The sequence below is a fragment of the Candidatus Nitrosopumilus sp. genome, assembly GCF_965262695.1.
Taxonomy (GTDB): domain Archaea; phylum Thermoproteota; class Nitrososphaeria; order Nitrososphaerales; family Nitrosopumilaceae; genus Nitrosopumilus.
Map to the genome: position 1 here is coordinate 688,437 of NZ_OZ253550.1, position 24,549 is coordinate 712,985.

Below are 24,549 nucleotides of genomic sequence, written 5' to 3' on the forward strand. Positions count from 1 at the left end.
ATTATTCATGGACGTCGTATGGTTCAATAGGATTTTTTGTTGTTTCGTTATTCTGTAGCCACTCTAGGGTTTTGACAAAAGAATCTGCTAGTTCAATAGTGGTCAGAACAGGAATTCCCAACTCCAATGCCTTTCGTCTAATTTGATATTCATCATCAAGCATTCCAACATATTTTTCTAAAGACAGTGTACTTGGAATGTTTATGATAAAGTCAATCTTTTTCTCATAAAGTAGATCAGAGATATTTGGTTTTCTTTCAGGTTCTGAAATCTTGTGTACAATTTCAACATCACCAACTTTTTCTTCAAAGAATTCAGCAGTATGTTCTGTTGCTAAAATTTTGAATCCTAATTGTTTGAGCTTTGCAATACTTGGCAAGAGTTTTTCTTTATTTGTAGCACCGCCAACTGTTACAAGTGCAGTTCCTTTGTCAGGAAGATTGTATCCAACCGAAGTCAAACCTTTGGATAATGCATCATAGAAACTATCACCAAAGCATGCTGCCTCACCAGTGGACTGCATCTCAACTCCTAGTGCAATGTCTGCACCATCCAATTGCATGAATGAAAATTGAGGGACTTTAATTCCATAGTTGTGAATTTTTTGCCACTTGTTTTCAGGGATTTTAGGAAGGGGTTTATCCAAAATAGCCTTAGAAGCAAGTGAAATTAGGTTCGTTTTTACTAATTTGGAAACAAATGGCATAGAACGAGACGCACGAATGTTGAGCTCAATTACATAAACATGGTCATCATGAATTAGGAATTGTAGGTTGAACGGACCTTTAACATTAAACGTCAATGCAATTTTTTTGGTGTAATCATTGATTGTTTCAATGATTTTGTTGTTTAATCTCCATGGAGGAATACACATCATTGCATCACCAGAGTGAACACCAGCTGAATCAATATGTTCAACTATTGCGCCAATAACAACTTCTTTACCATTACTAATTCCATCAACATCTACTTCAAGTGAATTTAGCATGAATTTTGAGATTACAACTGGATGATCAGGTGAAACATCTGTTGCTTCCTTGACATATGTTTTTAGTTCATCTTGAGACCATACAACTTTCATTGCGGCTCCAGACAAAACGTATGAAGGTCGAACAATTACAGGAAATCCAACTTCTTGTGCAAAACTTTTTGCTTCATTAAGATTTGAGAATGCTTGCCATTTTGGTTGTTGTATGTGTAGTTTATCAAGTTCAGCACTAAATTTGGAACGGTCTTCAGCTCTATCGACATCTATTGCACTTGTTCCCATGATATTGATTCCCCGTTGTGCAAGACCAGGAGTCAAATTGTTTGCAGTTTGTCCACCAACACAAGTGATTACACCTTTGGGGTTTTCAAATTCTGTAATGTCAAGAATTCTTTCTTGAGTCAATTCTTCAAAATACAATCTTGTACAAATATCATAATCAGTAGAAACTGTTTCAGGATTACAATTAACTACTGAAACATTTTTCTCACCATTCTCTTGTAATCCCCATACCATGTTGACTGTACCCCAATCAAACTCTACACTACTTCCAATCCTGTAGGGACCAGCTCCAACAACGATTACTCCTTTCTCATCTTCAGGAACTGTGATATCATTAGAATTACCACCATAGGTAAGATAGAGGTAGTTTGTAACAGCAGGCCATTCTGCAGCCAATGTATCAATTTGCTTGACAGAAGGAATTACGCCTAGTTTTTTGCGTATTTCACGCACTTCATCAGAGGTTTTGTCTTTTGCTCGAGCAATTTGTTTATCTGAAAAGCCCATCTTTTTGACATCCCACATCACAGATTCATCAAGTTCAGATTCTTTGAGTTTTGATTCAGTGTTTACTATATTTTGGATTTTTTCTATAAACCAAGGGTCAATTGCAGATAGTTTGTAGATTCTTTCAACTGAGATACCCATCTTTAGTGCAATTGCAACATTATACAATATTTGATCATCATGATGTGAAAGCTTGTATTCAATTTCTTCTTCAGTGTATTTTTGTCCATTTGTACGATTCAAAACAAGTCCATCATTTCCAATATCAAGCATTCTGATTGCTTTTTGTAAAGATTCTTCAAATGTCCTGCCAACTGCCATAACTTCTCCTACAGACTTCATAGTAACACCAAGTTTACGATTAACAAGTTCAAATTTTGAAAAGTCCCATCGAGGATGTTTACATACAACATAATCAAGTGAGGGTTCAAAGCATGCGGTAGTACTTTTTGTAATTCTGTTTACAAGTTCAGATAAGCTATAACCTAATCCAATCTTTGCAGACATGTATGCAAGTGGGTAACCGGTTGCTTTACTTGCAAGAGCTGATGAACGGGATAGACGAGGATTAATTTCAATTGCAACATATCTATCAGAATCAGAATCCAATGCATATTGAATATTACATTCTCCAACTATTCCAACATGTTTTGTTGCACGCAGTGCTGCTGAACGCAACATGTGATATTCATGATTATCAATTGTTTGTGATGGTGCAACCACAATGTTATCACCAGTATGAACTTTCATAGAAAGAACATTTTCCATGTTACATACAATTACATTATTGCCATCATAGTCTTGCATTACTTCATATTCAATTTGCTTCCAGTGACCGATGTATTCTTCAATTAAGACTTGACCTACAAGACTTGCCTTTAGGCCACGCTCAACAATTTCATGCAGTTCAATCTCATTGTGGGCAATACCGCCACCACGGCCACCCAAAGTATAGGCTACTCTAATTATGACAGGATAGCTCAGTTCTTCTGCGACCTTTTTTGCATCATCAAAGTTTGTCACAGTCTTGCTTTTGAGCACAGGAACTCCTGCTTCCTTCATTTGATCCTTGAAAAGCTGCCTATCTTCGGTGTTTTTGATGCCTTGAACTTGGGTTCCAAGAACACTTACCCCATATTTTTTGAGAATTCCAGCCTCTTCGAGTTTAACACCACAGTTTAAGGCAGTCTGTCCACCATATGCCAACATGATTCCATCAGGTCTTTCTTTTTCTAAAATAGATTCAACATAAGATGGGTTTACTGGTAAAAGATACACTTGATCTGCAAATCTAGTATCTGTTTGAATGGTTGCAATGTTTGGATTAATTAGAACACTTTTGATTCCATCTTCTTGAATTGCTTTTAGACATTGACTGCCAGAATAATCAAATTCTCCAGCTTCACCAATTTTGATTGCGCCACTACCAAGTACTAAGATTTTCTTTAGAGATTCATTTTTTGGCAATTTTTATTTCTCCATTAATTTTTTGAGTTCATCAAAAACATATTTACAATCAAAAGGCCCAGGTGCAGCTTCTGGATGAAATTGTACTGCGATGCAATTTTGTGTTTTGTGTTTTATTCCTTCAACTGTTTTATCATCTGCGTTTGTAAACCATAATTTAAAATCAGATTGTTCTAAAGATTCAGGTTTTATTCCATACCCATGATTCTGACTTGTAACATAAACTTGATTTGTTTCTAAATTAATACAAGGTTTGTTTTGTCCACGATGTCCATACTTTAGTTTGTAAGTTTCAGTTTTCCCTGCAAGTCCAATTATTTGCGCACCTAGACATATTCCTAAGGTAGGGACGTTGTTTTCAATTAGTTTTTTTGCAGTATCAACAGTTGCAGGACAGTTTTGTGGATCACCAGGCCCACTGCTTAGTACCACGCCTTTTGGATTATGAGACATTATTTTTTCATACGAAGTATCCCATGGAACAACTATTGCATTGTATCCTAATTCTCGCACATTTCTTACAATAGCATTTTTTGCGCCAGTATCAATTACCACAACTGATTGAGAGTCATTTCCATAGACTTTTTCTTCTTTAGTTGAGACTGAATCCATAAATTTCTCAGAATTGTAATCAGTTGCCTCTGCCAGTTCTTTTTTGATTTTTTCAACATCAATAGGCTCATCAGAGACCACAAGTGCTGCCATCATAACTCCGCTACTTCGAAGTTTCTTAGTTACAGCCCTAGTATCAACACCAGATATTCCAGGGACCTTTTCATTATACATCCACTCATCTAGAGTCATTTTGAGATTCCAGTGACTTGCAGTCAGAGAGAGTTCATGTACTACAAGGCCTCTGATTTGCATAACATCAGATTCAAAGAATTTTGAAATTCCATCCTCGTCTTTAATTTCTGGATCGGGTACACCATAATTTCCAACAAGGGGATAAGTGAGTGTTAGAATTTGACCATTGTAAGATGGATCAGTTAGAGCTTCTGTGTAACCAACCATACCAGTGTTAAATACAATTTCACCAAAAACAGCCGTCGAATAACCAAAGCCTTGACCATCAAAAACAGTACCATCATCAAAGATCAGCTTTCCATGCTTGTTTGCGTGGATTGATTTTTTTGTGGTTATTGTGACCCTCAGCAATTCCGTTGTAATACGAATTTAAGTTTTGTGTGAATTAAAGAAAATAAGTTTTGATCGCAAAAATTTTGATTATAATGCTTGGAACTCTTCGCTCCATTTATGATATGCACGAATCATTTCAGTTGAAACACTTGGTTTTCTTCTTTCCATAATGTTTTTGAAATCAGATGCAGTTAATTCTCTTGGCTGAATTGGGTCTTCACCCTCTACAGGTTCATGGTAATCAGGAGAGTCAAATATCTCATGGACTGTTTTGATTTGTGCAGCTTGACATACATCTTTGATATCACTGGCACTGTAACCATCAAATAATTTTGCAAGATCATTAGTGCTGACTCTAGAATCTTTGCTTAATTTGGCAGTGTATTGTTCAAAGAGATTTTCTCTTGCTGCCTGGGTAGGTAATGATACGTAAATTCTCTTTTGGAATCTTCTAAGGAAAGGCCAATCAAGAGCCCAAGGTTTGTTTGTGGCTCCAATTACATACATCATCAAATCTTTTCCTTTACCATTAACACCATCCATTTCAGTGAGGAATTGATTTTTAGTTCTAACTTCTCCGCCTACTTCACTACTTCTAGAACCCAATAATGAATCAACTTCATCTACAAACAAAATAACAGGTTTACCTTCTTTTTCAGCATAACTTCTTGCCATTGCAAATAATTTTGAAACATTCTTTTCTGCTTCACCTAACCACTTACTCATCATAGAAGATGCATCTACGTTGATAAAGTAACCATCCATCTCATTTGCAGTAGCAGCTGCCAACATTGTTTTACCAGTTCCAGGAGGACCATAAAGTAACATTCCTTTTGGCCATCCTAGTGGGAATAAATCAGGTCTTTTAGTTGGATATACAATTGATTCACGTAATGCACTTTTTGCATCATCTAAACCAATAACTTGATCCCAAGTTACATCTGGTTTTTCTTTCATAATTAGTTCTTCAAAGTCATTTTCATTTTCTTGTCTCTGAACAGATTTTTTCTGGTCTTCTTCAGAAGCTTTAGGATCAACTGCAGGCTCTACACCATGTGACTGTTGTAATGCATTAATTCTATTATGATAAGAGTTACATCTTTCTTTGTAAATTGGATTTAATTTGCTATTTGGATATAATTTTAGTAATTTTACTAAAGCATCAATTGCTTGTTGATAGTATGTGATTGCCTGACCACGGGCTCCTTGAGAATCAAATTTGATAGCCTCAGAAGCATATTTGCTAGCAGTATTTTCTAATTCTTGGGGAGCCAGACTCATGTCAAATTACCTACGCAGTATTCCCTTGAGAATTTTGTTGGTATTCTACGGTGTTAATCTCTGTAGCAAAATTGGTTAAATTAATTGCACTCGTTTCGTGCTCATCATAGTCAGGACCATCATGGTATTTCTTCTTGAAATCAGATTTTTCTGTAATATCCACATGAATTCCCTTTACCTTACTAATAGAATCCTCAGCAGACATGATCAGTTCAGAAATTTCATCATCCAAATCTTCGATAGAACCTGCAGCATCTGAAACTACAGATACAAAATATTTTAGAATTGAACGCATTTCTTTTTTATCAGCATATTTGACTAGTAGAAAATCAGCAATTCCAACAATTTTATTCAAATCTTGCAGTTCTTCTAAAGTTAATTTTTCAATATTTTTATCATCAGATGATTTTACCTCAGAAATTTTTTTATCAATTTTTAAGGAGAGTGATTTTACACGCTCAAGATCCTTTGAGAAATCACGTTTAGTGTTTAATACATTCAAGTATTGCATAATTTAAAAAAATCAACATTAGGGTACTGCTTATTTATTTTAGAGTCCACCATCAATTTTACTTCATCCAATAGGATTGATGATTCAGTGTTTGATTGACTAAAATCAAAACTGGCATGAGTAAGTGCTGCGGAGTCAAGTACTATGCTACCCAAATGGACAGATAGTTCTGATAGTTTTTGACTGCAATCAGGAACTATTTCATAGAGTTGAGCACTAATTGTTCTAATTAACGGAATAGAAGAAGGTAGAACTTGAGGGATTGATTGAACATTTGTAATGCTTCTAGTCTTTCGTTTTGTCAAAGTCAAAACCTCAAGAGAAAATGCCATAATTCGTTCAAGTTCAATTGCTTGAAGATGAGTTTTGTCTGATTCATCAAAATCAGAAACTAAATCTTTGTTTGATTGCTTCAAATCATCTCGTCTTTGAGAGATAATATCTACAATTTCATCAAGCAAAGTAGCAGAGTATTCTAATCTAGGAGTCAAAGTAACAGAATGAGAGATATTCTCAGTGTCTATTTCTATGCATTTAACCGACATGGAATATTTTGTCGAGATTTTGTATTTGAGGACGATGTCACAATTAATTTAGTAACCACAGTTACACCTATCTGTAGATACAATTTTGATTTTTTTTGAGTATTTGTGTAAAGGAATTTAGCTCTCAATTTTACCTAATAACAAATCAATCATAATCATGGTCAATGAGCACGCATTAACAGTTAGCCTTGAAGAATTTGGTTTAAGCAAATATGAGGCACAAGCTTATGTTGCATTAATTGCCAAGGGCACAATTTCAGCAGGAGAATTAGCATATTACTCAGAAATTCCAAGGACCAAGATTTACCCAACTTTACTAAAACTTGAAAACAAGAAACTTGCAATAATTTCAAAAAGTAAACCAATAATGTGTACTGCTATTGCACCAGAAGATGCATTTGATGGAATAATTCATGAACAGATTAACAAAGTAAATGCAATGAACACACTAGTATCCAATCTCAAAAAAGCCAGTGAGGAAAGTAGAAAATCAAGAGGTTCTGAAGAAAAAAGGTATTTTCACATCAGTGCAAATAACGTATTATCACAACTTCAAACCATGATTGAAGGTAGTAAATCTTCAATGAAGATAATGGTAGACCAATGGGGTTTAGGACTACTAGCAGAATGCAAAGAACAACTAGTATCAGTATTACGTAGAAACCTAGATGTTAAAGTTCTAGTATCACCTGCACAAATTTGTTCAGAAGCATACAGATCAATACCAGACGGAGTAGAGATTAGAGCATCAGACATTACGCAAAATTGCTTTATCTTTGATGAAACAGAATTGCTAATGGTAAATAACGAAAACGGAAAAGGTGCAATCTTTTCATCAACTGACATTCTAGGAGTCAATCAAGAAAAAATATTTGCACACATCTGGAAAAATGCAACAAAAACAAAAGCACTTGCAGATATGACAAAAACAGAAGCCCAAGAGATTTACAAAATCATCAAGACAATTAATGAAACAGGGTTGACACATATCTTGAATTCCACAATGTTCTCAAAAAAGCCAGAGTTTGACTTGTTTAGATTATTAGAAAAGAATGGAGTGTCACTAAAATCAAAATCACTAGATGACATCATTGAGATAATGGACGCAGTATTACAAATTACATGTTCAGGACATGTGAACTTTGAGGCAAATACAAAAAACATCACAGTAGAATCAAAGCTAAATAGCGGACATTCACTTCCATGGGTTTCAATTTTAGATGGATGCCTCCAAAAACAAGGCTACAAAACTAGAACAGTATTCCAAAATAACTCAAGTAAAGGCGAAAAAGTCCATATCAAAATAAGTAAAAACTAAAATCAGATAAAAATGACGCAACAATCGTCATGTCCGAAGAAAAACTCAAAGAATTAGGAATAGAATTACCAGAAGCCCCAGTACCTGCAGGAAATTATATCCCAGCAGTAAAAACAGGAAATTTGCTTTTCATATCAGGGCAAATTCCATTAGAAAATGGCAAAGTAGCATATACTGGAAAAGTTTCTGATGAGAATCTAGAGACGGCTCAAAAATCAGCTAAAAGTTGTGCAATTAACATACTAGCTCAGATAAAAAGAGAGGCAGGTAGTTTGGATAAAGTTTCAAAGATTGTCAGATTATCAGGATTTGTAAATTCAGTTCCAGAATTCACACAACATCCAAAAGTAATCAATGCAGCATCAGATTTGATGTTTGAGGTTTTTGGAGAAAAAGGAAAACATGCAAGAATAGCATTAGGGGCAGGAAGTTTACCACTTGATTCTATGACTGAAATTGATGCAGTTGTAGAAATCTCAGAATAAAATTATACATGAGCATAGGTAGTTCTTATATTAAATGAACATGCTGAAAATCTAGGTGTGCTAAATGACATTAAAAAATTATATTTTTAAAAATTTGTGGCTTCAAGTTGTAATCTCGTTACTAGTTGGATTGGGAGTTGGTCTAGTTTTAGGAGATGATGTTGGCGTCAATCTAGATGACAATACTTTGGATGCTCTTTCATCATATCTCAAAATTCCAGCCAACATATTTTTGAGTGTAATTTTGATGATTATAGTTCCATTAATTTTTGCATCAATTGTAGTGGCTATTACTAATTTAGGTACAAAAGAAAAAATGAAAACTTTGGGATTGGGTATTGGAGTTTATTTTGTAATAACTACAACAATTGCAATTCTAATTGCAATAACTCTTGCATCAGTTATTGCTCCAGGAAGTATTTTAGACCTTACTGCACTTCAAGAAACTCATGATTTGTCTGAAGAGGATTTGAAAGTTACAGAAGGTTTCTCAATAGATGAGATTCCGGACATAGCATCAAACATTATTCCAAGAAATCCAATTGTGTCGTATCTTGAAGGACAGATGTTAAGCATTTTGATAATGGCGATGATTGTAGGATTGGCAATGGCAGCTCTACCAAAAGAGTCAGTCAAACCATTGTTGGATTTGCTAGAATCTGTTCAAAAAATTACATTATACATTCTACTGATGGCAATGAAGATTGTACCGTTTGCAGTTTTTGGTTTGATTGTAGGCATGGTTGCCAAAGTTGGAGTAGAAACCATGGCAGGGCTTGGAGTATACATGGTAACCGTGGTGTTAGGACTAGGAGCTATGTTGTTGGTATACACAATGATCATAAAGTTTGTAGCAAAAAGACCAATTTCATCTACATTTTCAAAATTCCGTAATCCACAAACTTTGGCTTTTTCAACAGCAAGTTCAATGGCGACAATGCCTATGACATTAAAAACAGCAGAAGAAGATCTAAAACTAGATACACGTGTTTCAAAATTTGTAATTCCACTTGGAACCACTGTAAATATGGATGGAACAGCTTTGTACCAAGTAATAGCAGTTTTCTTTTTGGCACAACTCTTTGCAATTGAGTTAAGTATATTCTCCATACTTGTGATTATTATTACTTCACTATTAGCTTCAATTGGAACTCCTGCAGTTCCAGGTGCAGGGACAGTTGTCTTAGCTACAATATTAGTAACAGTTGGAATTCCCCCAGTGGGAATCTTGTTATTACTTTCAGTAGACAGGATTTTAGATATGATTAGGACCATGGTCAATGTCACAGGGGATCTTACTGCTTCTTGTGCGTTTAATGAAATAACGCGAGAAAAAAATTGAGAATTTGGAAATTTTCTTAAATATATTTTCAAAGAATTTGCATTATGGTTCAAATGTGCAAAGGGTTGTGTGAGCGATTAAAATCAACGTCATTTACAAATAATCTTCGTTATAAGATAGGACAAAAGTGGTGTTCATTGTGTGCAATATTTTTTCTTACAGAAGAAAATTCGTGTCCTTGTTGCAAAACAAGATTAAGATCAAAAGCTAGAAGTAAAAAAGACGATTTACCAAGAATATAATCACCAGAAAACTCAAAAATACACCCAAATGATTCTAAAATCGAGGCTAAATTGAAGTATTTAGAAGAAATAGAGTCTGAGAAATACATCTCAGTTGAGACATACAGAAAAAACGGAGAACCAGTCAAAACTCCAGTTTGGTTTACAATAAAAGATAACCAAATCTTTGTAGTAACTCGTGACCAAACAGGAAAAGTAAAGCGTCTCAAAAATAATACTCAAGTAAAGATTGCAACATGTACCATTAAAGGAGAAATCAAAGGAAAGTGGGTTTCAGGAATTGCAGAGATTTTAGATGAAGGAAAAACAAAAGAGGCAGTTAAGAGAAGAGACAAGAAATACGGATTTTTCTCTAAGATGGCAAGGTTTCTTACCAAAAGTAAAGGGGAACTTTTAGCATTCTCAATTAAGATTAAGTGAATTTTTTAATTTTTGTTCTTTCTTTAGTTTCATAGCAGTCAATCCAGCAAATCCAAAAATAATTACCAACCCAACATATGCCAATACTTGACTATATTCAATAAGTACTGCAGATACTCCCGTTCCAACAACACTTGGAAGTAAAGATAATGCATAGAGCCACCAACCACAGCAACCAAGTGGCACTAGGGAAAAGAAAGAGAAGAAAGAGGTTGCAGCAGTACTTCCAGAGTTACCACCAAATGCTTTTCGTTTAATATCTAATTTACAACCCAGGAGTTTACTTTTTTCAGACAAGAATACTTGTAATCCAATTCCAATTCCCATGCCAATTATTACAATAGAATTTAGTTGAAACGCAGCACTAATTGCAGCGTATGGCTCTAATGCAGGAGTTGTTGCCACTACCACTGCCAAATAGATTACAACTGTAATGATTCCAACAATGGTTGCCTTTTGGATAGGTTTCATTATTTATCACCATAAACTAGAGTTTGAGGATGAAATGCAATCCATTCAAACCAAAATCCAGGCTCAATTGGCAATCGTTCTAGTTGTTTTCCCGCATATTGGCCTGAAATTGCCAACCCATCATAATTCCATTCAGAGTTTGACTGAATGTCAATTATTTTCCCATTTGAAAATTGGAAATTCAAGACTTCTCCATTAAGTGTTCTTTCAAATGCACGAGAATTTTCAGAATACAATGAAATCAACATAACAGGAATTGTGCCAACTGAGTCATTAATCACAATTTCTGATTCAATGTCATTTTGTTTGAATGCTTTGGAGATTTCATCTTGATTAAATCCAATGATTATTTCCTTTGGATGCATTCTATCATCATTGTGCTCTACTGGAAACATTATTCTTGGTTCGGTGTAATAATTTCCATAAGGATCTGTTGCATATGATCTAAGATGGCCAGTATCAGTTGTTAAAACCAAAGTATCAGGATGAAGTTGTTTCCAATCACCCCAAGTAATCACATCAAAAGGAACCAAGTTTAATTGGTATCCAGTTAATTCTCCCTTTACAGCAATGCCAAGTGCTTGACTCCAATAAGAGTCAGTGAATCTATCATACATCAATAGATTACTGTTATAGAGTTTACCAGAAGTGCCAAACTCCACTTCTTGTCCATCAATTATTCTTTCAAAGACTTGATTAGTGTAGCATAACGGACAATAAGTCACAGATACTGGAACATCACCAACTCTATCATTAACAATTTCATGCCAAACTAAAATGAATAAAGGATATGCTTTTGCTTCTCCATTAATTTCTAAACCAATTACAGTATCTGAATCAGACATAAATTGAGAATCAGATACAGGGGCAAAAACAGGATCGTCAATTGAAGGAATCCCATCTTTTGGAGGACCACCTCCTTTGATCTTATCTAGAGGAATAAGATGTTTGACGCCATCAGTTTCCATCATTTGAAGTTCAGAGATTCCTGTTTCAGGAATTGTGATTGAAGATGATGTAGGCGTGATTGTAACGTAGGGTTGAGAATTTTCAGCCAGAAACAATCCCAAACCTACAAGTGCAATACCTATAGCTATTGCTGGAGCAAGAATCTTGACATTCAATTTTGCATGAATTTGTCATCCAAATTATTAAAAAATTGTTCCAATTTTTGGACAAAATTTGGACAAATCCTTTTAATGATTTTTCAAAGGTCAAAATCAATGAATACTGAAGCAACCCTAAAGGGAAATGTATTACACGACATTACCCACTGGGGAATTAGCGCATCTATTGGCGTGATATTCATCGTACACAGCATAAAGAAATTTGATCCTAGTTGGCAAGAATGGTTAGTTTCAATAGGAATTCCGCCAGAATTCCAATTACCAATTGCCTTAGCTGAATTTATTGGAGGAGTATTGCTTGTGGTAGGAGTTCTTTCTAGAATATCTGCTGCAATATTATCAATAATTCTGCTTGGAGCTATATTCCACATCAGATGGGAAAATGGATTTTTTGTTTCCAAAGGAGGATGGGAGTGGGATTTGGTAATGTTAGCAGCTACACTTGCAATAATAGTTGCAGGACCAGGAAGAATTTCAATATCTTACGTAGCAAAAAAGATTCCTAGATTCTTACAGTGATTATTTTATTTTTTTATTTAATTCTGTAATGAATTTTTTTATTTTTGGTTTTGGAACTACAGCACCACATGCTTTATCATGTCCACCACCAGAACCACCAAGATCAGTTGCCAACACGTTAACAATTTTTCCCAAATGGACTTTACAGTTTTTGGAACCTCTAACTGAAACTGCATAGATTCCATGGTCTACTCTTTCTTTGTATGCAACACCCACATCTTTACCAGACAATCCCATTACAAAGTTCACAGCACCACTAGCACCAGAATCAAGAATTTCCATGTGTCCTAGATTCTTCATTGTTTTCATACCTGCTTTTACTTTGGCAATCATTTGAGAGAGTTTTTCGACTTGAATTTGTGCAAATTCAAATGTATTTGGAATATCATGAGGGAATTTGGATTCTGCTAGTTCTTCAACCAAATACAACAAATAATCTGGTTCTTTTTGATGTCCAACAATATTGTATGTCAGAACAGTAGCACTGATGAGTGCAAATTGTCTATCATACATTTGAAGTAATTTAGAGCCTAAAGGTCTATCTTCCATGTAATCAGTAATAGCAGCACATGTTGCAACAAAAGTTGCATGTTCATTTAATTTTGATTTGAAAGCATTGTAGACTTGAACGGTAGTACATTCGTTGATATCATGAATTACTTTGACTTTGAGTTTTTGTAATGATTTTACAACAGCAGGATCAATATCATGATGATCAATGTATGTGATTGAAACTTTGTTTTTTCTTAGAGATTTCATAAGATCAATAAATTCATCTTGAGTCTTTTTACTCAGACCCAAATCACAAATGTATAATGACTTCAATTTTTCATCAGTAACAACTTGTTGTAAAGCTTCCATTTGTCCAGGGTAATCAACCAACATGGCATCACCACCAAATGCCTGGCGAATTAATGCAGCAGAACTAATTCCATCAGCATCTTCTTTATGAGAAATACAAATTACTTTGGTCCGCTTTGATTTTGTTATTTTTTTAGCAGTGGTTTTTTTAGTTGTTTTTTTGACAACTTTTTTGGTTGCAGTTTTTTTAGTTGTCTTTGTCTTTTTAGTTGTAGATTTTTTAGTAGATTTCTTTGCCTTTGAAGCTGCCAACATCAAGAAAAACTACAAACCCTCATTTAAATGAAGAATGGAATTTCAAGATTTTCTAGATGGTTTTTTGATGCTTTGATTTATCAAAGAACTCGAGTCAAGATACACCTCGTAAAGAGATAGTCCTTCCATCTGGTTTTCGTGATCAACTTCTTGAATTTTTTTTAATTCTTCAGCAGATGCATTTAGAACCAAGTCGTCAAGTTTTTGCAAATTTTTGCGTTCACTGGGAGTCATTTAATTTTTGATTAAAAATTCTCATTTAGGGCCAAAAGTTGGCATATTAGACTAATTACTAAATTTCATAGACATAATTTTAGCGAAAATATAATAGAAGAATTTTTGCTAGCCTCAATATGGAGACAAAAAATATTGGCTTGCGAGGAATTGAGGTGGCAGATACAAAAATCTCAAATATTGATGGTGAAAAAGGCAAGCTAATCTACAGAGGATTTGACATTTTAGATCTTACAAAGAATTCAACGTTTGAAGAAACAGCATACTTACTACTTTACGATAATTTACCCACAAAAGCACAACTAGATGAATTTAATTCAAAATTAGTTGAGGCAAGATACATTCCAAAACAGATGCAGAAGAATATGGGGAATTGGAGAAAGGATGCAGATCCTATGGACATGCTTCAAGCATTTGTCTCAGCACTTGCAGGATATTATGATGAAGAGTTTTCAAACAAAGAAGCAAGTTATGATAAAGCAATCAATCTGATTGCCAAAGTACCTACTATAATTGCAAGTTGGCAACGAATTAGAAATGGACTGCCAATTATGGATCCTGATTCATCCCTAAGTCATGCAGCAAATTTCCTATACATGATGTCAGGTGAAAAACCAGATCCTGAGGTAGAGAAGGTTTTTGATGTATGTTTGATTTTACATGCAGACCACACATTCAATGCATCAACATTTACAGCTAGACAAGTAGCATCAACTAGAGCCCATATGTATTCAGCATCAAGTGCTGCAATAGGAGCATTAAGTGGAGAGTTACATGGAGGAGCTAACACTGAAGTCATGAAGATGTTATTAGAAATCCAAGAAATTCAAAAAGTTGAACCTTGGATTAAAGAAAAGATGAGCGCAGGAGAAAGAATTATGGGAATGGGTCATGCAGTGTATAGAACATATGATCCTAGAGCGCAAGTTCTAAAAGAACTTTCAAGAAAACTTGCAGAAAAAACAAAAGAGCCATGGTTTGATATGACTGAAAAAGTTGAAACTACAACCATTTCTGAAATGAAAGCACAGAAAGGAAAAGACATCTATCCAAATGTCGATTTGTATAGTGCATCAATTTACTATATGCTAAAAATTCCAGTGGATTTGAATACACCAATATTTGCAATATCAAGAGTTGTCGGATGGGCAGCTCATATCATTGAAGAAAAGTTTGCAGAAGCTGCACCAAAGCCAGCATTGTACAGACCAAAAGCAACGTATGTTGGAAAGTATTGCGGTCCAGAAGGTTGTGAATACAAAACACTGGACTTGAGAAAATAATTTAGTTTCTTGTACTAAGCCAATCTTTAGCTTTAGAATTTACATCATGCTTGTACAACACTTCAAAAACCATATCATAAAATGTGATGCCTTTTTTCTGTGCCTGCTCATCAAGCCACTTTATACCATCAGCTAATTCAGGATCATATTCAGAGAATTCAACTAATTCATCCACCATTTTTGAAAAGAAGGCGTGAGATTCAAGCATACCTACACATTTCAATCTTTGATCATAAGTGAAGGATTCAAAATATATTGACAAAAAACCACTTTTTGGATGACAATTGGACCATGTTTTTTACTTTGATGGAGATAATGAGAAAATTTCTTGGAAAATAGAAACAGGTGAATCCATTGCAGAACAAAATAGAGAACATGTTCAAATGTACAAAAATAAAGTGACAAATTTACAATCAAAATACATCGCATTTCATGTAGGTCTTTTTTGGGCAATAGGAGTATTCATCATAAAAAATGAAGACACAGTCAAAGTAAAATTCAATGAAAAAACAATGTTTGAGCATTTCAAATTAAATCAAGAAGTAAATGATGAGTTTATCAGAAAAAGGACACAATTTATCAAACAATTAATTTCACAAAGAAAATTGAAAATGGAATTTGAATTAGTTGAGTCAAGGAAAAATATCTAAAGGCAAAGGAGCTTAAGACCAAAAACGGATAGTTACTTGGTGACAGCTCAATTGCTTTGTATGATGTTATTACAAAGTAGAATCATAAAAGAAAGAATTGTTCAACTTGATTGACAACACTCAAGGTCACATTAGAGCGATCATATGTAATTTTCAATGAATTTTTAGAAAATTTGTAAAAATTTGAAAATTTTAAAGAAATTAAATCTCATAAAAGAAAAAAACTAGAAAAATTGGAATATGAAAATAAGAATGAAGATTAGATTTATTTACCTTGTAGAAAGTCATTGATCAACTATGGCAGGTATAGACAAAGCTGCAATTGGATTTTCAATCGCAATTGTAGCAATAGGAGTTGCATTGGCCATGGCTGGCGATGCAGCTCAAAATGCCGGACCCAGTGTTTCAGCTCCAGTTGTAAGAGATACAACACCTGAGCCAGTAATGGATGAACCAGAGCCAACTCCTGAAAAACCAACGAAAGTTGGTTGGGAGAGAGCCACATCTGTACAAGACCCAGGTATTGGACATGAGGAACACCAACTTGCAGTGTTATTGGCACCAAGTGAGAACACATATTCAGGTACACTTCTCTATGATGCATCTGAAAATATTCAATTAGTTTCACTTAGAGGTCCAATCGGTGATGATGAAAACCCATCAAAGATTTGGACTCCAGACGGTGAAACAAGATTTGAATTAACACTTGTTGAACCAGGTAATGCAAAAGGCGAATGGGAATTTTCCGGTAATGCTTTAGCAGTTCACACATTCTATACTAACACATTCGTAGTTGACTACAAAATCCTAGACCTTACTGAAACAGAACCTATGGTTATGGAAGCTGAGGATGAAATGCATGTAGAAGATGAAATGCATGTAGAAGAAGCTCATGAAGAAGAACCAGCAGGTCCAATGACTTACACAGTCGATATGCCAGCAGGCACTTCAGTTCCAGGATGTGAAGAGACTAACGAATGTTACATTCCAGCAGACATTACAATTAATGCTGGAGATACAGTAGAATGGACTAACTCAGACACCGCTGCACATACAGTAACTGGCGGCAGTCCAGCAGATGGTCCATCTGGTGTCTTTGACAGCAGCTTAGTTATGGGCGGAGCAGCATATTCATTCACATTTGAAGATGCAGGAAGCTATGACTACTTCTGTATGGTACATCCTTGGATGGTTGGTAGTGTTACAGTGAACTAAACCAAAATTTTTTCTTTTTCTTATTTTATCTGATTTTTGCGTATAGTTCTATTGTATGCAACACCAAATCTATGGGTCTCATCTCTAGCATGTTGTAAAATTTTCAAAGAAGGTTTATTCTTTGCAATTACAACAGGGTTTCTGGTTTTTGGGATATAGACTTCTTCGTTTTCTTTTGCAAGAGAGATACAAGGAAGTTTCAGTCCAAGTGATTGTAAAGACTTTGTAGCAGCATTAAGTTGCCCTTTACCACCATCAATTACGACCAAATCAGGCAATTCAGAATTTTCTTCTAACAATCTATAGTATCTTCTCTTGATTACTTCTCCAATCATGGCAAAATCATCTCTACCAGAGACTGTTTTAATTTTGAATTTTCTATAACCAGATTTGTTTGGCTTACCATTAACAAATTGTGCCATGGAACCAACTGCAAAATCTTCCCCATGATTAGAGATATCAAAACATTCAATGATATTTGGAATTTCAGGAAGATGTAAGATTTCCTTTAATTCAACTAGGCCAGGTTCACCGCCTTTAGTATGAATAAGTTTGATGTTTTTTAGAATCAGGTTAACGATATCTTTTTTCTTACCCTTTGTAGGAGTGGAAATTTTTACAGAGAAACCAGCTTGTTCTGAAAGTAAAGATTCCAAAAGTTTCTGATTTTCAGGAAGTTCACTTACAATGATATGTTTTGGAATTTTGTGTGTTGAGTAATACTGATAGAGAAAATTTGAAAAGGAATTATCACCAACTAAATCAAAAAAGAATTTGTCACTGTCTCGAATCACTCCATTGATCATTCTAAAATTCATTACAGTTGCAGATTGCTCTTGAATTCCAATTCCAAAATATTCCTCATCAGAATTTTCTACATATTCCATTTTTTGTTTTGTTTGAAGACTACCTAATCTTATTAGAGTATCACGAATGTCTTTTGCACGCTCAAATTGCTGTAATTCAGCAGCCTGATGCATCTCTTCTTCTAGTTTTTTTGTAAAGATTTTTGTTTGATTTTTTCCTTTGAGTACTTCCTCTAATGCTGCAACATGTTTTGGATACCTATCCTGAGCATCTTTGAATTCACATGGGCCTTCACAATTACCTAAATGATATTCAAGACATACTTTTTTTGGCAATGTTTTACAAATTCTAATTTGAAATGCTTTACGTAATGCTCCTATTGTAAGTAATTTTGAACTACCCTGAGTAAACGGACCAAAAGTTTTTCCTTTGCCAAGAAATTTTCCATCCCTAGTACGTCTTGCAACTAGCAATCTAGGATATTTTTCATCAGATATTCTAAGGTAGGTATATCGTTGTTGATCTTTTAATTCAATATTAAATCTAGGACGATATTTTTTGATCATGTTTGATTCTAAAAGAAATGCTTCACTTTCATTATCAGTTAAAACAAATTCAATATCAGAAATATTTTGAACCAGTTTTTGTGTTTTGTAATTTTGATTTTTTAGAAAATATGACTTGACACGTTTTTTGAGATTCTTTGCTTTACCAATGTAAATTATTTTTTTATCAGAATCCTTCATCAAATAGATACCAGGATCAGTTGGAATTGTAATCTTGGAGATATCAAAAGTCATTTTTTAACTAGTTTCTTAAGATATTTCCCAGTATAACTTCCAGGAGCTTTTGCAATGTCTTTTGGAGTACCTGTAGCAACTATTCTACCGCCCTCATCGCCCCCTTCAGGACCCAAGTCAATTATCCAGTCTGAATTTTTGATGACATCCATATTATGTTCAATTACTACTACAGTATTTCCAAGATTTGCCAATCGGTTTAGAACGTCTAATAATTTTTGAACGTCTGCAAAGTGGAGTCCAGTTGTAGGTTCATCTAGAATGTACATAGTCTTTCCAGTGCCTCTTTTGGATAATTCTGAGGCTAGTTTGACTCTTTGTGCCTCACCACCAGAAAGGGTTGTTGATGATTGTCCAAGTTTGATATATCCTAATCCAACATCATAAATTGTTTGTAGTTTTCGTTTAATGGCAGGTATGTTCTCAAAGAAATTCAATGCTTCATACACAGTCATATCTAAAACATCTGAAATGTTTTTTCCTTTGTAAAGAACAGATAACGTTTCAGAGTTGTAACGTTTTCCTTTGCACTCATCGCATTTTACATAAACATCAGAAAGAAATTGCATTTCAATTTGTTTTACACCATCACCATCACATGCAAAACATCTACCATCAGCAACATTAAATGAAAATTGTCCAGGTGCATAACCACGTTCCTTTGATAATTCAGTATTTGCATACAATTCACGAATCGGAGTAAATGCACCAATGTATGTTGCAGGGTTTGATCTAGGGGTCCTTCCAATCGGAGATTGATCAATTGCTATAACCTTATCAATATTTTCTAAACCAACAATCTTTTTATGATTTCCAGGCTTTACATTAGATTTGTAAAAATGATTCTCTAGGGCTTTAAGTAAAATATCATTAATCAAAGTAGATTTTCCAGAACCTGAAACACCAGTAATAGAAACAAAAAGACCTAATGGAATTTCAACATCTATATCTTTGAGATTATTTTCAGATGCTTTTTGTACAACAAGGGAACCAGAATTATTTCTAACTTTATCTTGTAATGTGATTAATGAATTATCTTTAAGATAATCACCAGTGACAGATTTGTGACCATTGAGAATCTGATTGACAGTTCCCTCAAAAACCACACTTCCTCCATTCACACCTGCGCCTGGACCTAAATCAACCATCCAATCCGAATTTCGTATTACTTCTTCGTCATGCTCCACTACAATGACTGTATTTCCAAGATTTCGTAGCTTATTTAGCGTTTTTATGAGTCTTGCATTATCTCTTTGATGTAAACCAATAGTAGGTTCATCTAAGACATACAAAACACCAGTAAGATTAGAGCCAATCTGAGTTGCCAATCTGATTCTTTGAGATTCACCACCAGACAATGTAGAACTTAATCTGTTTAGAGTAAGATAATTCAGACCAACATTCATTAGAAATTCTAGTCGTTCTTTAATCTCTTTTAGAACATCTCTTGCAATGTATTGTTCATTTTCAGTGAGTTTCAATGTAGAAAAGAAATCATAACAATGATCAATTGATAAATCACATACATCCATAATTCCTTTATCATTAATTTTTACTGCAAGAGATTCTGGTTTGAGTTTTTTTCCTTCACATGCATTACATGGAGTATCTCTCATGAATTGTTTTAACCATTCACGTTTTGATTCAGAATCAGTTTCCATAAAAACACGTTGTAGATTAGATAATACTCCTTCAAAGGCATTGGTGTATTGCCATGAGGAGTCACCAGATTTTGAACGATAGTTAAAATCAATCAAATCATCAGTTCCGTACAAAATGATTTGAAGATGTTTTGATTTTATTTTATTTATAGGAGTCATCAGATCAAAACCAAATTTTTTTCCAACCGCTCTTAATGCTTGTCGTCTAAATGAAGAAAATCTTCCACTCCAAGGAACAATAGCACCATCTAAAATTGACTTTGCTTTATCTGGAATTACCAAATCAGGATCAAATTCCATTTTGACACCAAGACCATTACATTCTTTACACAAACCAAAAGGGGAATTGAATGAAAAATTTCTTGGTTCCAATTCACCAACAGTTAATCCACAATAAGGACAAGCATTGTTTTGTGAAAAGATTTTTTCAGATTTTTCAGATGCAATCATGACATCTCCTTTTGAGGCCTTGATTGCAGTCTGAATAGCCTCAAACAATCTAGAGCGTTCTGATTTTGTAGTAGTAATTCTATCAACTACAATCTCAATATTATGCCATTTTTGCCTATCAAGAGGAGGAATTTCATCATCTAGGCTCAAAATTTCACCATTTAGACGTATCCTAGAATAGCCATCTTTTTTGATCTGCTCAAATAATTTCTCATAGGTTCCCTTCTTTCTTTGAATTATAGGAGATAAAACTAGAATTTTTTTGCCTGAAAACTCCCTTAGAATAGAATCACAAATAGTCTCAATTGATTGAGTAGAGATTTTTCGTCCACAATTAGTACAGTATGGAATTCCAATTCTTGCATAAAGCAATCTCATGTAATCATAAATTTCAGTAGTAGTACCAACAGTAGAGCGAGGGTTTTTGCTTGTGGTTTTTTGTTGGATTGAAATTGCAGGAGACAGTCCTTCAATAGAATCAACATCAGGTTTGTCCATCATCTCTAAAAATTGACGTGCATATGCAGAAAGTGATTCAACATATCGTCTCTGACCTTCAGCATATATCGTGTCAAAAGCCAAAGTAGATTTTCCAGAACCTGATAGACCACTAATTACAACTAGTTTATTTTTTGGAATGTCAATATCTATATTTTTTAGATTATGATGACGTGCACCACGGATTTTTAATTTATTTTCGGTCATTTTTTATTTGAATCTCCTTTTCTAGTCTTTTTATTCTATCTCTGCATTCAATTGCACGTTCAAAATCTAAATCTTCAGAATATTTTTTCATCTGAGCTTCTAAATCAATAATATCAGTAGCAATATCATGAGTAGATTTTAATTTTGAATCATCAAGTGTTGTAACTTGTTCTGGAACAGATTTTATGATTGTTGTTGGAGTGATACCATGATCTTTGTTGTATTTAATTTGTTTTTCTCTACGACGTTTTGTTTCGTTCATTGCATTCTTCATTGATTGAGTGACATTATCAGCATACATGATGACGTTTCCATTTTCATTTCTTGCAGCTCTACCAAAAGTTTGAATCAGACTGGTAAAGTTTCTAAGAAATCCTTCTTTATCAGCATCCAGTATTGCAACCAATGATACCTCTGGAATATCCAGTCCTTCTCTTAGCAAGTTAATTCCAACTAGAACATCAAACTCTCCAAGACGCAATTGTCGAATTAATTCGGTTCTCTGTAATCCTTCAATTTCAGAGTGCATGTATCGTACACGAACCTGTTTTTTTGAAAGATACTCAGCCAGATCTTCAGCCATCCTTTTAGTCAAAGTAGTAACTAAAACACGCTCAGATTTTGCCGCTTTTTTATTGATTTCTTCAATAAGGTCATCCATTTGGTTCTTTGTAGGCCTAATCTCCACTTGAGGATCAAGCAATCCAGTAGGCCTGACTAGTTGTTCAGCAATTTGAGATGAAATCTTTTTTTCATATTCAGCAGGAGTTGCAGAAACAAAAATTGTGTTTTGAACATATTTTTCAAATTCTTCAAATTTTAATGGTCGATTATCATACGCACTTGGCAATCTAAATCCATACGTCACTAATTCTTTTTTTCTAGAATGATCACCTTTGTACATACCATGCAATTGTGGCAATGTAACATGAGATTCATCAATTACTAGTAAGTAATCATCTCCAAAAAAGTCCATCAAACAAAATGCTTTTTGACCAGCTTTTCGTCCATCAAAATGTCTAGAATAGTTTTCGATGCCAGAACAATATCCCAATTCTTCAATCATTTCTAAATCATATTTTGTTCTCATTTCTAGTCTTTGTTTTTCTAATTCATTTAATTCAGGCAAACGTTTCTTTAATTCATCTTTAATTGATTGAACAGCTTTTTTTCTAACATCTTTTGCAATAAGATAGTGTTTTGCAGGAAAAATTTTCATTTGATTGATTTTCTTTTTTTCTTTTAATGAAACATGATCAAGTACAGATATCTTTTCAACATCATCACCAAACATAGAGATTCTTACAAGATCTTCAGAATATGCAGGAGTAATGTCAATAGTGTCACCTTTTACTCTAAAGTTTCCAGGGGCTACTTCAGTGTCATTTCTCTCATATCTTGCATCAATTAATTGCCTAATGAGTTCACTTCGTTTAATTTCGTCACCAGTGTTTACTGTAATTGCTAGGTCTTCCCAATCTTGTGGATTTCCAAGAGAATAGATGCAAGAAACAGTTGAGACAATTATTGTAGGCTCACCTGAGAGCAGCATTGCTGTTGCCTCCAATCTTAGCTTTTCAATTTTTTCATTGATCTGAGTGTCTTTTTCAATGTAAGTGTCAGTTTGAGGAAGATAACTTTCAGGCTGATAATAGTCATAATATGAAACAAAATATCCGACATTGTTTTTTGGAAAGAATTGTTTTAGTTCTGAATACAGTTGAGCTGCAAGAGTTTTGTTATGAGATATGACCAGAGTGTTTTTTCCTGTTCTTGCAATAACATTTGCGACAGAAAACGTCTTGCCGCTACCAGTAACTCCCAACAATGTTTGAACTGCTTTGTTTTTGACACCTTTGACTAGGGCATCAATTGCCTGAGGCTGATCACCTGTAGGAGAATATTCAGATGCTAATTCAAATTGAGACATTTGTTCCAACAGGTACAATCCCTAAAAACTGAATTTAAAGCAATGGTGATATCAAAAACTACCAAACAGGTTCATCGACCATTTTTAGGCCTTCAGAGGTTTCTTCAAAGCCCATAATTTTCAGAGTTTGTTTAGATGTGGGAGAGTTTCTTTCTAGGATTTTTTGTGCCAAAATTTGTCTAGAATCAGATCGTAGTTGCTGTCCAATTTTGTACTTGCCTTTAATTGATTCAGGGATTACTTTGATTACTGCAACCTCATCTAATACTAGGTCATTATTTTTTATTGGAACGTAATTGCCTTCTGGCTGATATTTTTTCATTAATTCATTTAGTCCAAGTGCCTTTTCGTCATCGTCTTCAACAAAAACAGCTTTTCCTTTGATTACTACACTGATGTACAAAGTATCTGCTTGAGATGCATCAGTAGGATGTGAAAAATATGACGGAAGAAATTCTAATTCTCTATCAACTTCAAATCCAACTTTGTCATTTCTTGAAATATTATCCAGTTTTTCACCCCTAGTATACGAATGCATGTAAATCGAATCATTGGCAAATGCAAAGTTCATAGGAATGATTTGAGGGTAGCCATTCTCATCAATGCTTGCAATACGGCCAACATGTTCTTCAGAGAGAAATTCCTTTATTTTTTCATATGATTTGATTTCGAGACGTCCTACTAATTTCAAATCAGAGATAATTTGGGAGTTGATCTAATAAACTAAATGTAACAAAATACATCAAAAACCATGAGAGACCCATATCTTGATGAACTAAAAAATGATTTTAACAAATACACAAATAATTTGAAAAAATTAAAAAAGAAACTCCTAAAGACAAAATCACCACAAGAGCGAGAAAAAATTATCAAGCAAATAGACAACATTGCAAAACAGATGGAAAATAATCAAAAACAATCAACAAAGGTTACAAAGTCAAGAATTAAAGAAAGACGATTAAAAAAATAATCTAGTTTTCTTCGTCTAGTTCTTTTGCTAATGCCTTGATTTCTAAAATCTTACAAGACAATTCATCACATTCAGTTTGATAC

At 34.4% G+C, this 24,549-nt stretch carries 23 protein-coding genes; 9 read left to right on the forward strand and 14 right to left on the reverse strand.

The annotated features are described in order from the left end of the window. Position 1: 1 nt before the first annotated feature. From carB to ACQY2P_RS04240, 5 genes are all read right to left on the reverse strand, one after another. Positions 2 to 3,244: a carbamoyl-phosphate synthase (glutamine-hydrolyzing) large subunit gene (gene carB, locus ACQY2P_RS04220; RefSeq protein WP_428327145.1), complete on the reverse strand. Its 3,243-nt coding sequence runs from the start codon at positions 3,242 to 3,244 to the stop codon at positions 2 to 4. Between the two features lie 3 nt (positions 3,245 to 3,247). Then, entirely contained in the window at positions 3,248 to 4,402 is a 1,155-nt protein-coding gene (carA, locus tag ACQY2P_RS04225) for a glutamine-hydrolyzing carbamoyl-phosphate synthase small subunit (protein ID WP_428327146.1), read from the reverse strand. A gap of 69 nt (positions 4,403 to 4,471) precedes the next feature. After that, on the reverse strand, positions 4,472 to 5,665 hold the full coding sequence (locus ACQY2P_RS04230; RefSeq protein WP_428327147.1) for an AAA family ATPase: 1,194 nt from the start codon (positions 5,663 to 5,665) through the stop codon (positions 4,472 to 4,474). 10 nt (positions 5,666 to 5,675) lie between these two features. Beyond that, a complete protein-coding gene (locus tag ACQY2P_RS04235; RefSeq protein ID WP_428327148.1) occupies positions 5,676 to 6,167 on the reverse strand; it encodes a hypothetical protein in 492 nt (163 codons plus the stop codon). After that, entirely contained in the window at positions 6,164 to 6,721 is a 558-nt protein-coding gene (locus tag ACQY2P_RS04240) for a hypothetical protein (protein WP_428327149.1), read from the reverse strand. The genes ACQY2P_RS04235 and ACQY2P_RS04240 overlap by 4 nt, the downstream gene beginning before the upstream one ends. A gap of 157 nt (positions 6,722 to 6,878) precedes the next feature. Here ACQY2P_RS04240 and ACQY2P_RS04245 point away from each other — a divergent pair, with 157 nt between their 5' ends. The 4 genes from ACQY2P_RS04245 to ACQY2P_RS04260 all read left to right on the forward strand — a co-directional run bounded on the left by ACQY2P_RS04245 (position 6,879) and on the right by ACQY2P_RS04260 (position 10,528). Then, positions 6,879 to 8,039, forward strand: a complete 1,161-nt coding sequence (locus ACQY2P_RS04245) for a TrmB family transcriptional regulator (protein ID WP_428327150.1) — start codon at positions 6,879 to 6,881, stop codon at positions 8,037 to 8,039. Positions 8,040 to 8,068: 29 nt separating this feature from the next. Next, a complete protein-coding gene (locus tag ACQY2P_RS04250) occupies positions 8,069 to 8,524 on the forward strand; it encodes a RidA family protein (protein ID WP_428327151.1) in 456 nt (151 codons plus the stop codon). A gap of 64 nt (positions 8,525 to 8,588) precedes the next feature. After that, entirely contained in the window at positions 8,589 to 9,866 is a 1,278-nt protein-coding gene (locus tag ACQY2P_RS04255) for a dicarboxylate/amino acid:cation symporter (protein WP_428327152.1), read from the forward strand. Positions 9,867 to 10,159: 293 nt separating this feature from the next. Next, positions 10,160 to 10,528, forward strand: coding sequence for a PPOX class F420-dependent oxidoreductase (locus ACQY2P_RS04260; RefSeq protein WP_428327153.1), 369 nt, complete (start codon positions 10,160 to 10,162; stop codon positions 10,526 to 10,528). Here the strand turns inward: ACQY2P_RS04260 and ACQY2P_RS04265 are convergent. Together ACQY2P_RS04265 and ACQY2P_RS04270 are read right to left on the reverse strand one after the other, a co-directional pair. Next, the gene (locus ACQY2P_RS04265; RefSeq protein WP_428327154.1) at positions 10,511 to 10,999 is read right to left on the reverse strand and encodes a hypothetical protein; all 489 of its coding nucleotides are present in this window, start codon (positions 10,997 to 10,999) and stop codon (positions 10,511 to 10,513) included. The two genes, ACQY2P_RS04260 and ACQY2P_RS04265, sit on opposite strands and share 18 nt — an antisense overlap. After that, positions 10,999 to 12,123, reverse strand: coding sequence for a DUF3179 domain-containing protein (locus ACQY2P_RS04270; RefSeq protein ID WP_428327155.1), 1,125 nt, complete (start codon positions 12,121 to 12,123; stop codon positions 10,999 to 11,001). The genes ACQY2P_RS04265 and ACQY2P_RS04270 overlap by 1 nt, the downstream gene beginning before the upstream one ends. Before the next feature lie 99 nt (positions 12,124 to 12,222). Between ACQY2P_RS04270 and ACQY2P_RS04275 the strand changes: the two genes are divergently transcribed. Beyond that, positions 12,223 to 12,645, forward strand: coding sequence for a DoxX family protein (locus ACQY2P_RS04275; RefSeq protein WP_428327156.1), 423 nt, complete (start codon positions 12,223 to 12,225; stop codon positions 12,643 to 12,645). Here ACQY2P_RS04275 and ACQY2P_RS04280 read toward each other — a convergent pair whose 3' ends face one another. Together ACQY2P_RS04280 and ACQY2P_RS04285 are read right to left on the reverse strand one after the other, a co-directional pair. Beyond that, the gene (locus ACQY2P_RS04280) at positions 12,646 to 13,761 is read right to left on the reverse strand and encodes a DHHA1 domain-containing protein (RefSeq protein ID WP_428327157.1); all 1,116 of its coding nucleotides are present in this window, start codon (positions 13,759 to 13,761) and stop codon (positions 12,646 to 12,648) included. Between the two features lie 42 nt (positions 13,762 to 13,803). Then, positions 13,804 to 13,995: a hypothetical protein gene (locus tag ACQY2P_RS04285; RefSeq protein WP_428327158.1), complete on the reverse strand. Its 192-nt coding sequence runs from the start codon at positions 13,993 to 13,995 to the stop codon at positions 13,804 to 13,806. A 119-nt stretch (positions 13,996 to 14,114) separates the two neighbouring features. Here ACQY2P_RS04285 and ACQY2P_RS04290 point away from each other — a divergent pair, with 119 nt between their 5' ends. Continuing rightward, positions 14,115 to 15,278, forward strand: a complete 1,164-nt coding sequence (locus tag ACQY2P_RS04290) for a citrate synthase (RefSeq protein ID WP_428327159.1) — start codon at positions 14,115 to 14,117, stop codon at positions 15,276 to 15,278. 1 nt (position 15,279) lies between these two features. On the opposite strand, the gene ACQY2P_RS04295 is transcribed toward ACQY2P_RS04290, so the two are convergent. Beyond that, positions 15,280 to 15,486 (reverse strand): hypothetical protein, encoded by a 207-nt coding sequence (locus ACQY2P_RS04295; RefSeq protein ID WP_012215483.1) that lies wholly within the window; start codon positions 15,484 to 15,486, stop codon positions 15,280 to 15,282. 76 nt (positions 15,487 to 15,562) lie between these two features. Here ACQY2P_RS04295 and ACQY2P_RS04300 point away from each other — a divergent pair, with 76 nt between their 5' ends. Both ACQY2P_RS04300 and ACQY2P_RS04305 read left to right on the forward strand, forming a co-directional pair. Continuing rightward, positions 15,563 to 15,928 (forward strand): hypothetical protein, encoded by a 366-nt coding sequence (locus ACQY2P_RS04300; protein WP_428327160.1) that lies wholly within the window; start codon positions 15,563 to 15,565, stop codon positions 15,926 to 15,928. 297 nt (positions 15,929 to 16,225) lie between these two features. Next, a complete protein-coding gene (locus tag ACQY2P_RS04305; RefSeq protein ID WP_428327161.1) occupies positions 16,226 to 17,143 on the forward strand; it encodes a cupredoxin domain-containing protein in 918 nt (305 codons plus the stop codon). A 20-nt stretch (positions 17,144 to 17,163) separates the two neighbouring features. On the opposite strand, the gene uvrC is transcribed toward ACQY2P_RS04305, so the two are convergent. From uvrC to ACQY2P_RS04325, 4 genes are read right to left on the reverse strand one after another with little or no spacing between them, the layout of a single operon-like run. Further along, positions 17,164 to 18,750 carry an excinuclease ABC subunit UvrC gene (gene uvrC, locus ACQY2P_RS04310; protein ID WP_428327162.1) on the reverse strand — a complete coding sequence of 529 codons (1,587 nt, stop codon included), beginning with the start codon at positions 18,748 to 18,750 and terminating at the stop codon, positions 17,164 to 17,166. Beyond that, positions 18,747 to 21,566 (reverse strand): excinuclease ABC subunit UvrA, encoded by a 2,820-nt coding sequence (gene uvrA / locus ACQY2P_RS04315; RefSeq protein ID WP_428327163.1) that lies wholly within the window; start codon positions 21,564 to 21,566, stop codon positions 18,747 to 18,749. Before uvrA ends, uvrC begins: the two co-directional genes overlap by 4 nt. Beyond that, on the reverse strand, positions 21,553 to 23,496 hold the full coding sequence (gene uvrB, locus ACQY2P_RS04320) for an excinuclease ABC subunit UvrB (protein WP_428327164.1): 1,944 nt from the start codon (positions 23,494 to 23,496) through the stop codon (positions 21,553 to 21,555). The genes uvrA and uvrB overlap by 14 nt, the downstream gene beginning before the upstream one ends. Before the next feature lie 58 nt (positions 23,497 to 23,554). Next, on the reverse strand, positions 23,555 to 24,187 hold the full coding sequence (locus tag ACQY2P_RS04325) for a pyridoxamine 5'-phosphate oxidase family protein (protein ID WP_428327165.1): 633 nt from the start codon (positions 24,185 to 24,187) through the stop codon (positions 23,555 to 23,557). A 60-nt stretch (positions 24,188 to 24,247) separates the two neighbouring features. On the opposite strand from ACQY2P_RS04325, the gene ACQY2P_RS04330 reads away from it, so the two are divergent. Continuing rightward, positions 24,248 to 24,466: a hypothetical protein gene (locus tag ACQY2P_RS04330; RefSeq protein ID WP_428327166.1), complete on the forward strand. Its 219-nt coding sequence runs from the start codon at positions 24,248 to 24,250 to the stop codon at positions 24,464 to 24,466. The last annotated feature ends 83 nt before the right edge of the window (positions 24,467 to 24,549 follow it).

Bases quoted from the DNA above. Each gene is read 5' to 3' on its own strand.
- ACQY2P_RS04230 (WP_428327147.1), bottom strand. From the start codon at position 5,665: ATGAGTCTGGCTCCCCAAGAATTAGAAAATACTGCTAGCAAATATGCT.
- ACQY2P_RS04240 (WP_428327149.1), bottom strand. From the start codon at position 6,721: ATGTCGGTTAAATGCATAGAAATAGACACTGAGAATATCTCTCATTCT.
- ACQY2P_RS04245 (WP_428327150.1), top strand. From the start codon at position 6,879: ATGGTCAATGAGCACGCATTAACAGTTAGCCTTGAAGAATTTGGTTTA.
- ACQY2P_RS04250 (WP_428327151.1), top strand. From the start codon at position 8,069: ATGTCCGAAGAAAAACTCAAAGAATTAGGAATAGAATTACCAGAAGCC.
- ACQY2P_RS04255 (WP_428327152.1), top strand. From the start codon at position 8,589: ATGACATTAAAAAATTATATTTTTAAAAATTTGTGGCTTCAAGTTGTA.
- ACQY2P_RS04265 (WP_428327154.1), bottom strand. From the start codon at position 10,999: ATGAAACCTATCCAAAAGGCAACCATTGTTGGAATCATTACAGTTGTA.
- ACQY2P_RS04275 (WP_428327156.1), top strand. From the start codon at position 12,223: ATGAATACTGAAGCAACCCTAAAGGGAAATGTATTACACGACATTACC.
- ACQY2P_RS04280 (WP_428327157.1), bottom strand. From the start codon at position 13,761: ATGTTGGCAGCTTCAAAGGCAAAGAAATCTACTAAAAAATCTACAACT.
- ACQY2P_RS04285 (WP_428327158.1), bottom strand. From the start codon at position 13,995: ATGACTCCCAGTGAACGCAAAAATTTGCAAAAACTTGACGACTTGGTT.
- ACQY2P_RS04290 (WP_428327159.1), top strand. From the start codon at position 14,115: ATGGAGACAAAAAATATTGGCTTGCGAGGAATTGAGGTGGCAGATACA.
- ACQY2P_RS04295 (WP_012215483.1), bottom strand. From the start codon at position 15,486: ATGCTTGAATCTCACGCCTTCTTTTCAAAAATGGTGGATGAATTAGTT.
- ACQY2P_RS04305 (WP_428327161.1), top strand. From the start codon at position 16,226: ATGGCAGGTATAGACAAAGCTGCAATTGGATTTTCAATCGCAATTGTA.
- uvrC (WP_428327162.1), bottom strand. From the start codon at position 18,750: ATGACTTTTGATATCTCCAAGATTACAATTCCAACTGATCCTGGTATC.
- uvrA (WP_428327163.1), bottom strand. From the start codon at position 21,566: ATGACCGAAAATAAATTAAAAATCCGTGGTGCACGTCATCATAATCTA.
- uvrB (WP_428327164.1), bottom strand. From the start codon at position 23,496: ATGTCTCAATTTGAATTAGCATCTGAATATTCTCCTACAGGTGATCAG.
- ACQY2P_RS04330 (WP_428327166.1), top strand. From the start codon at position 24,248: ATGAGAGACCCATATCTTGATGAACTAAAAAATGATTTTAACAAATAC.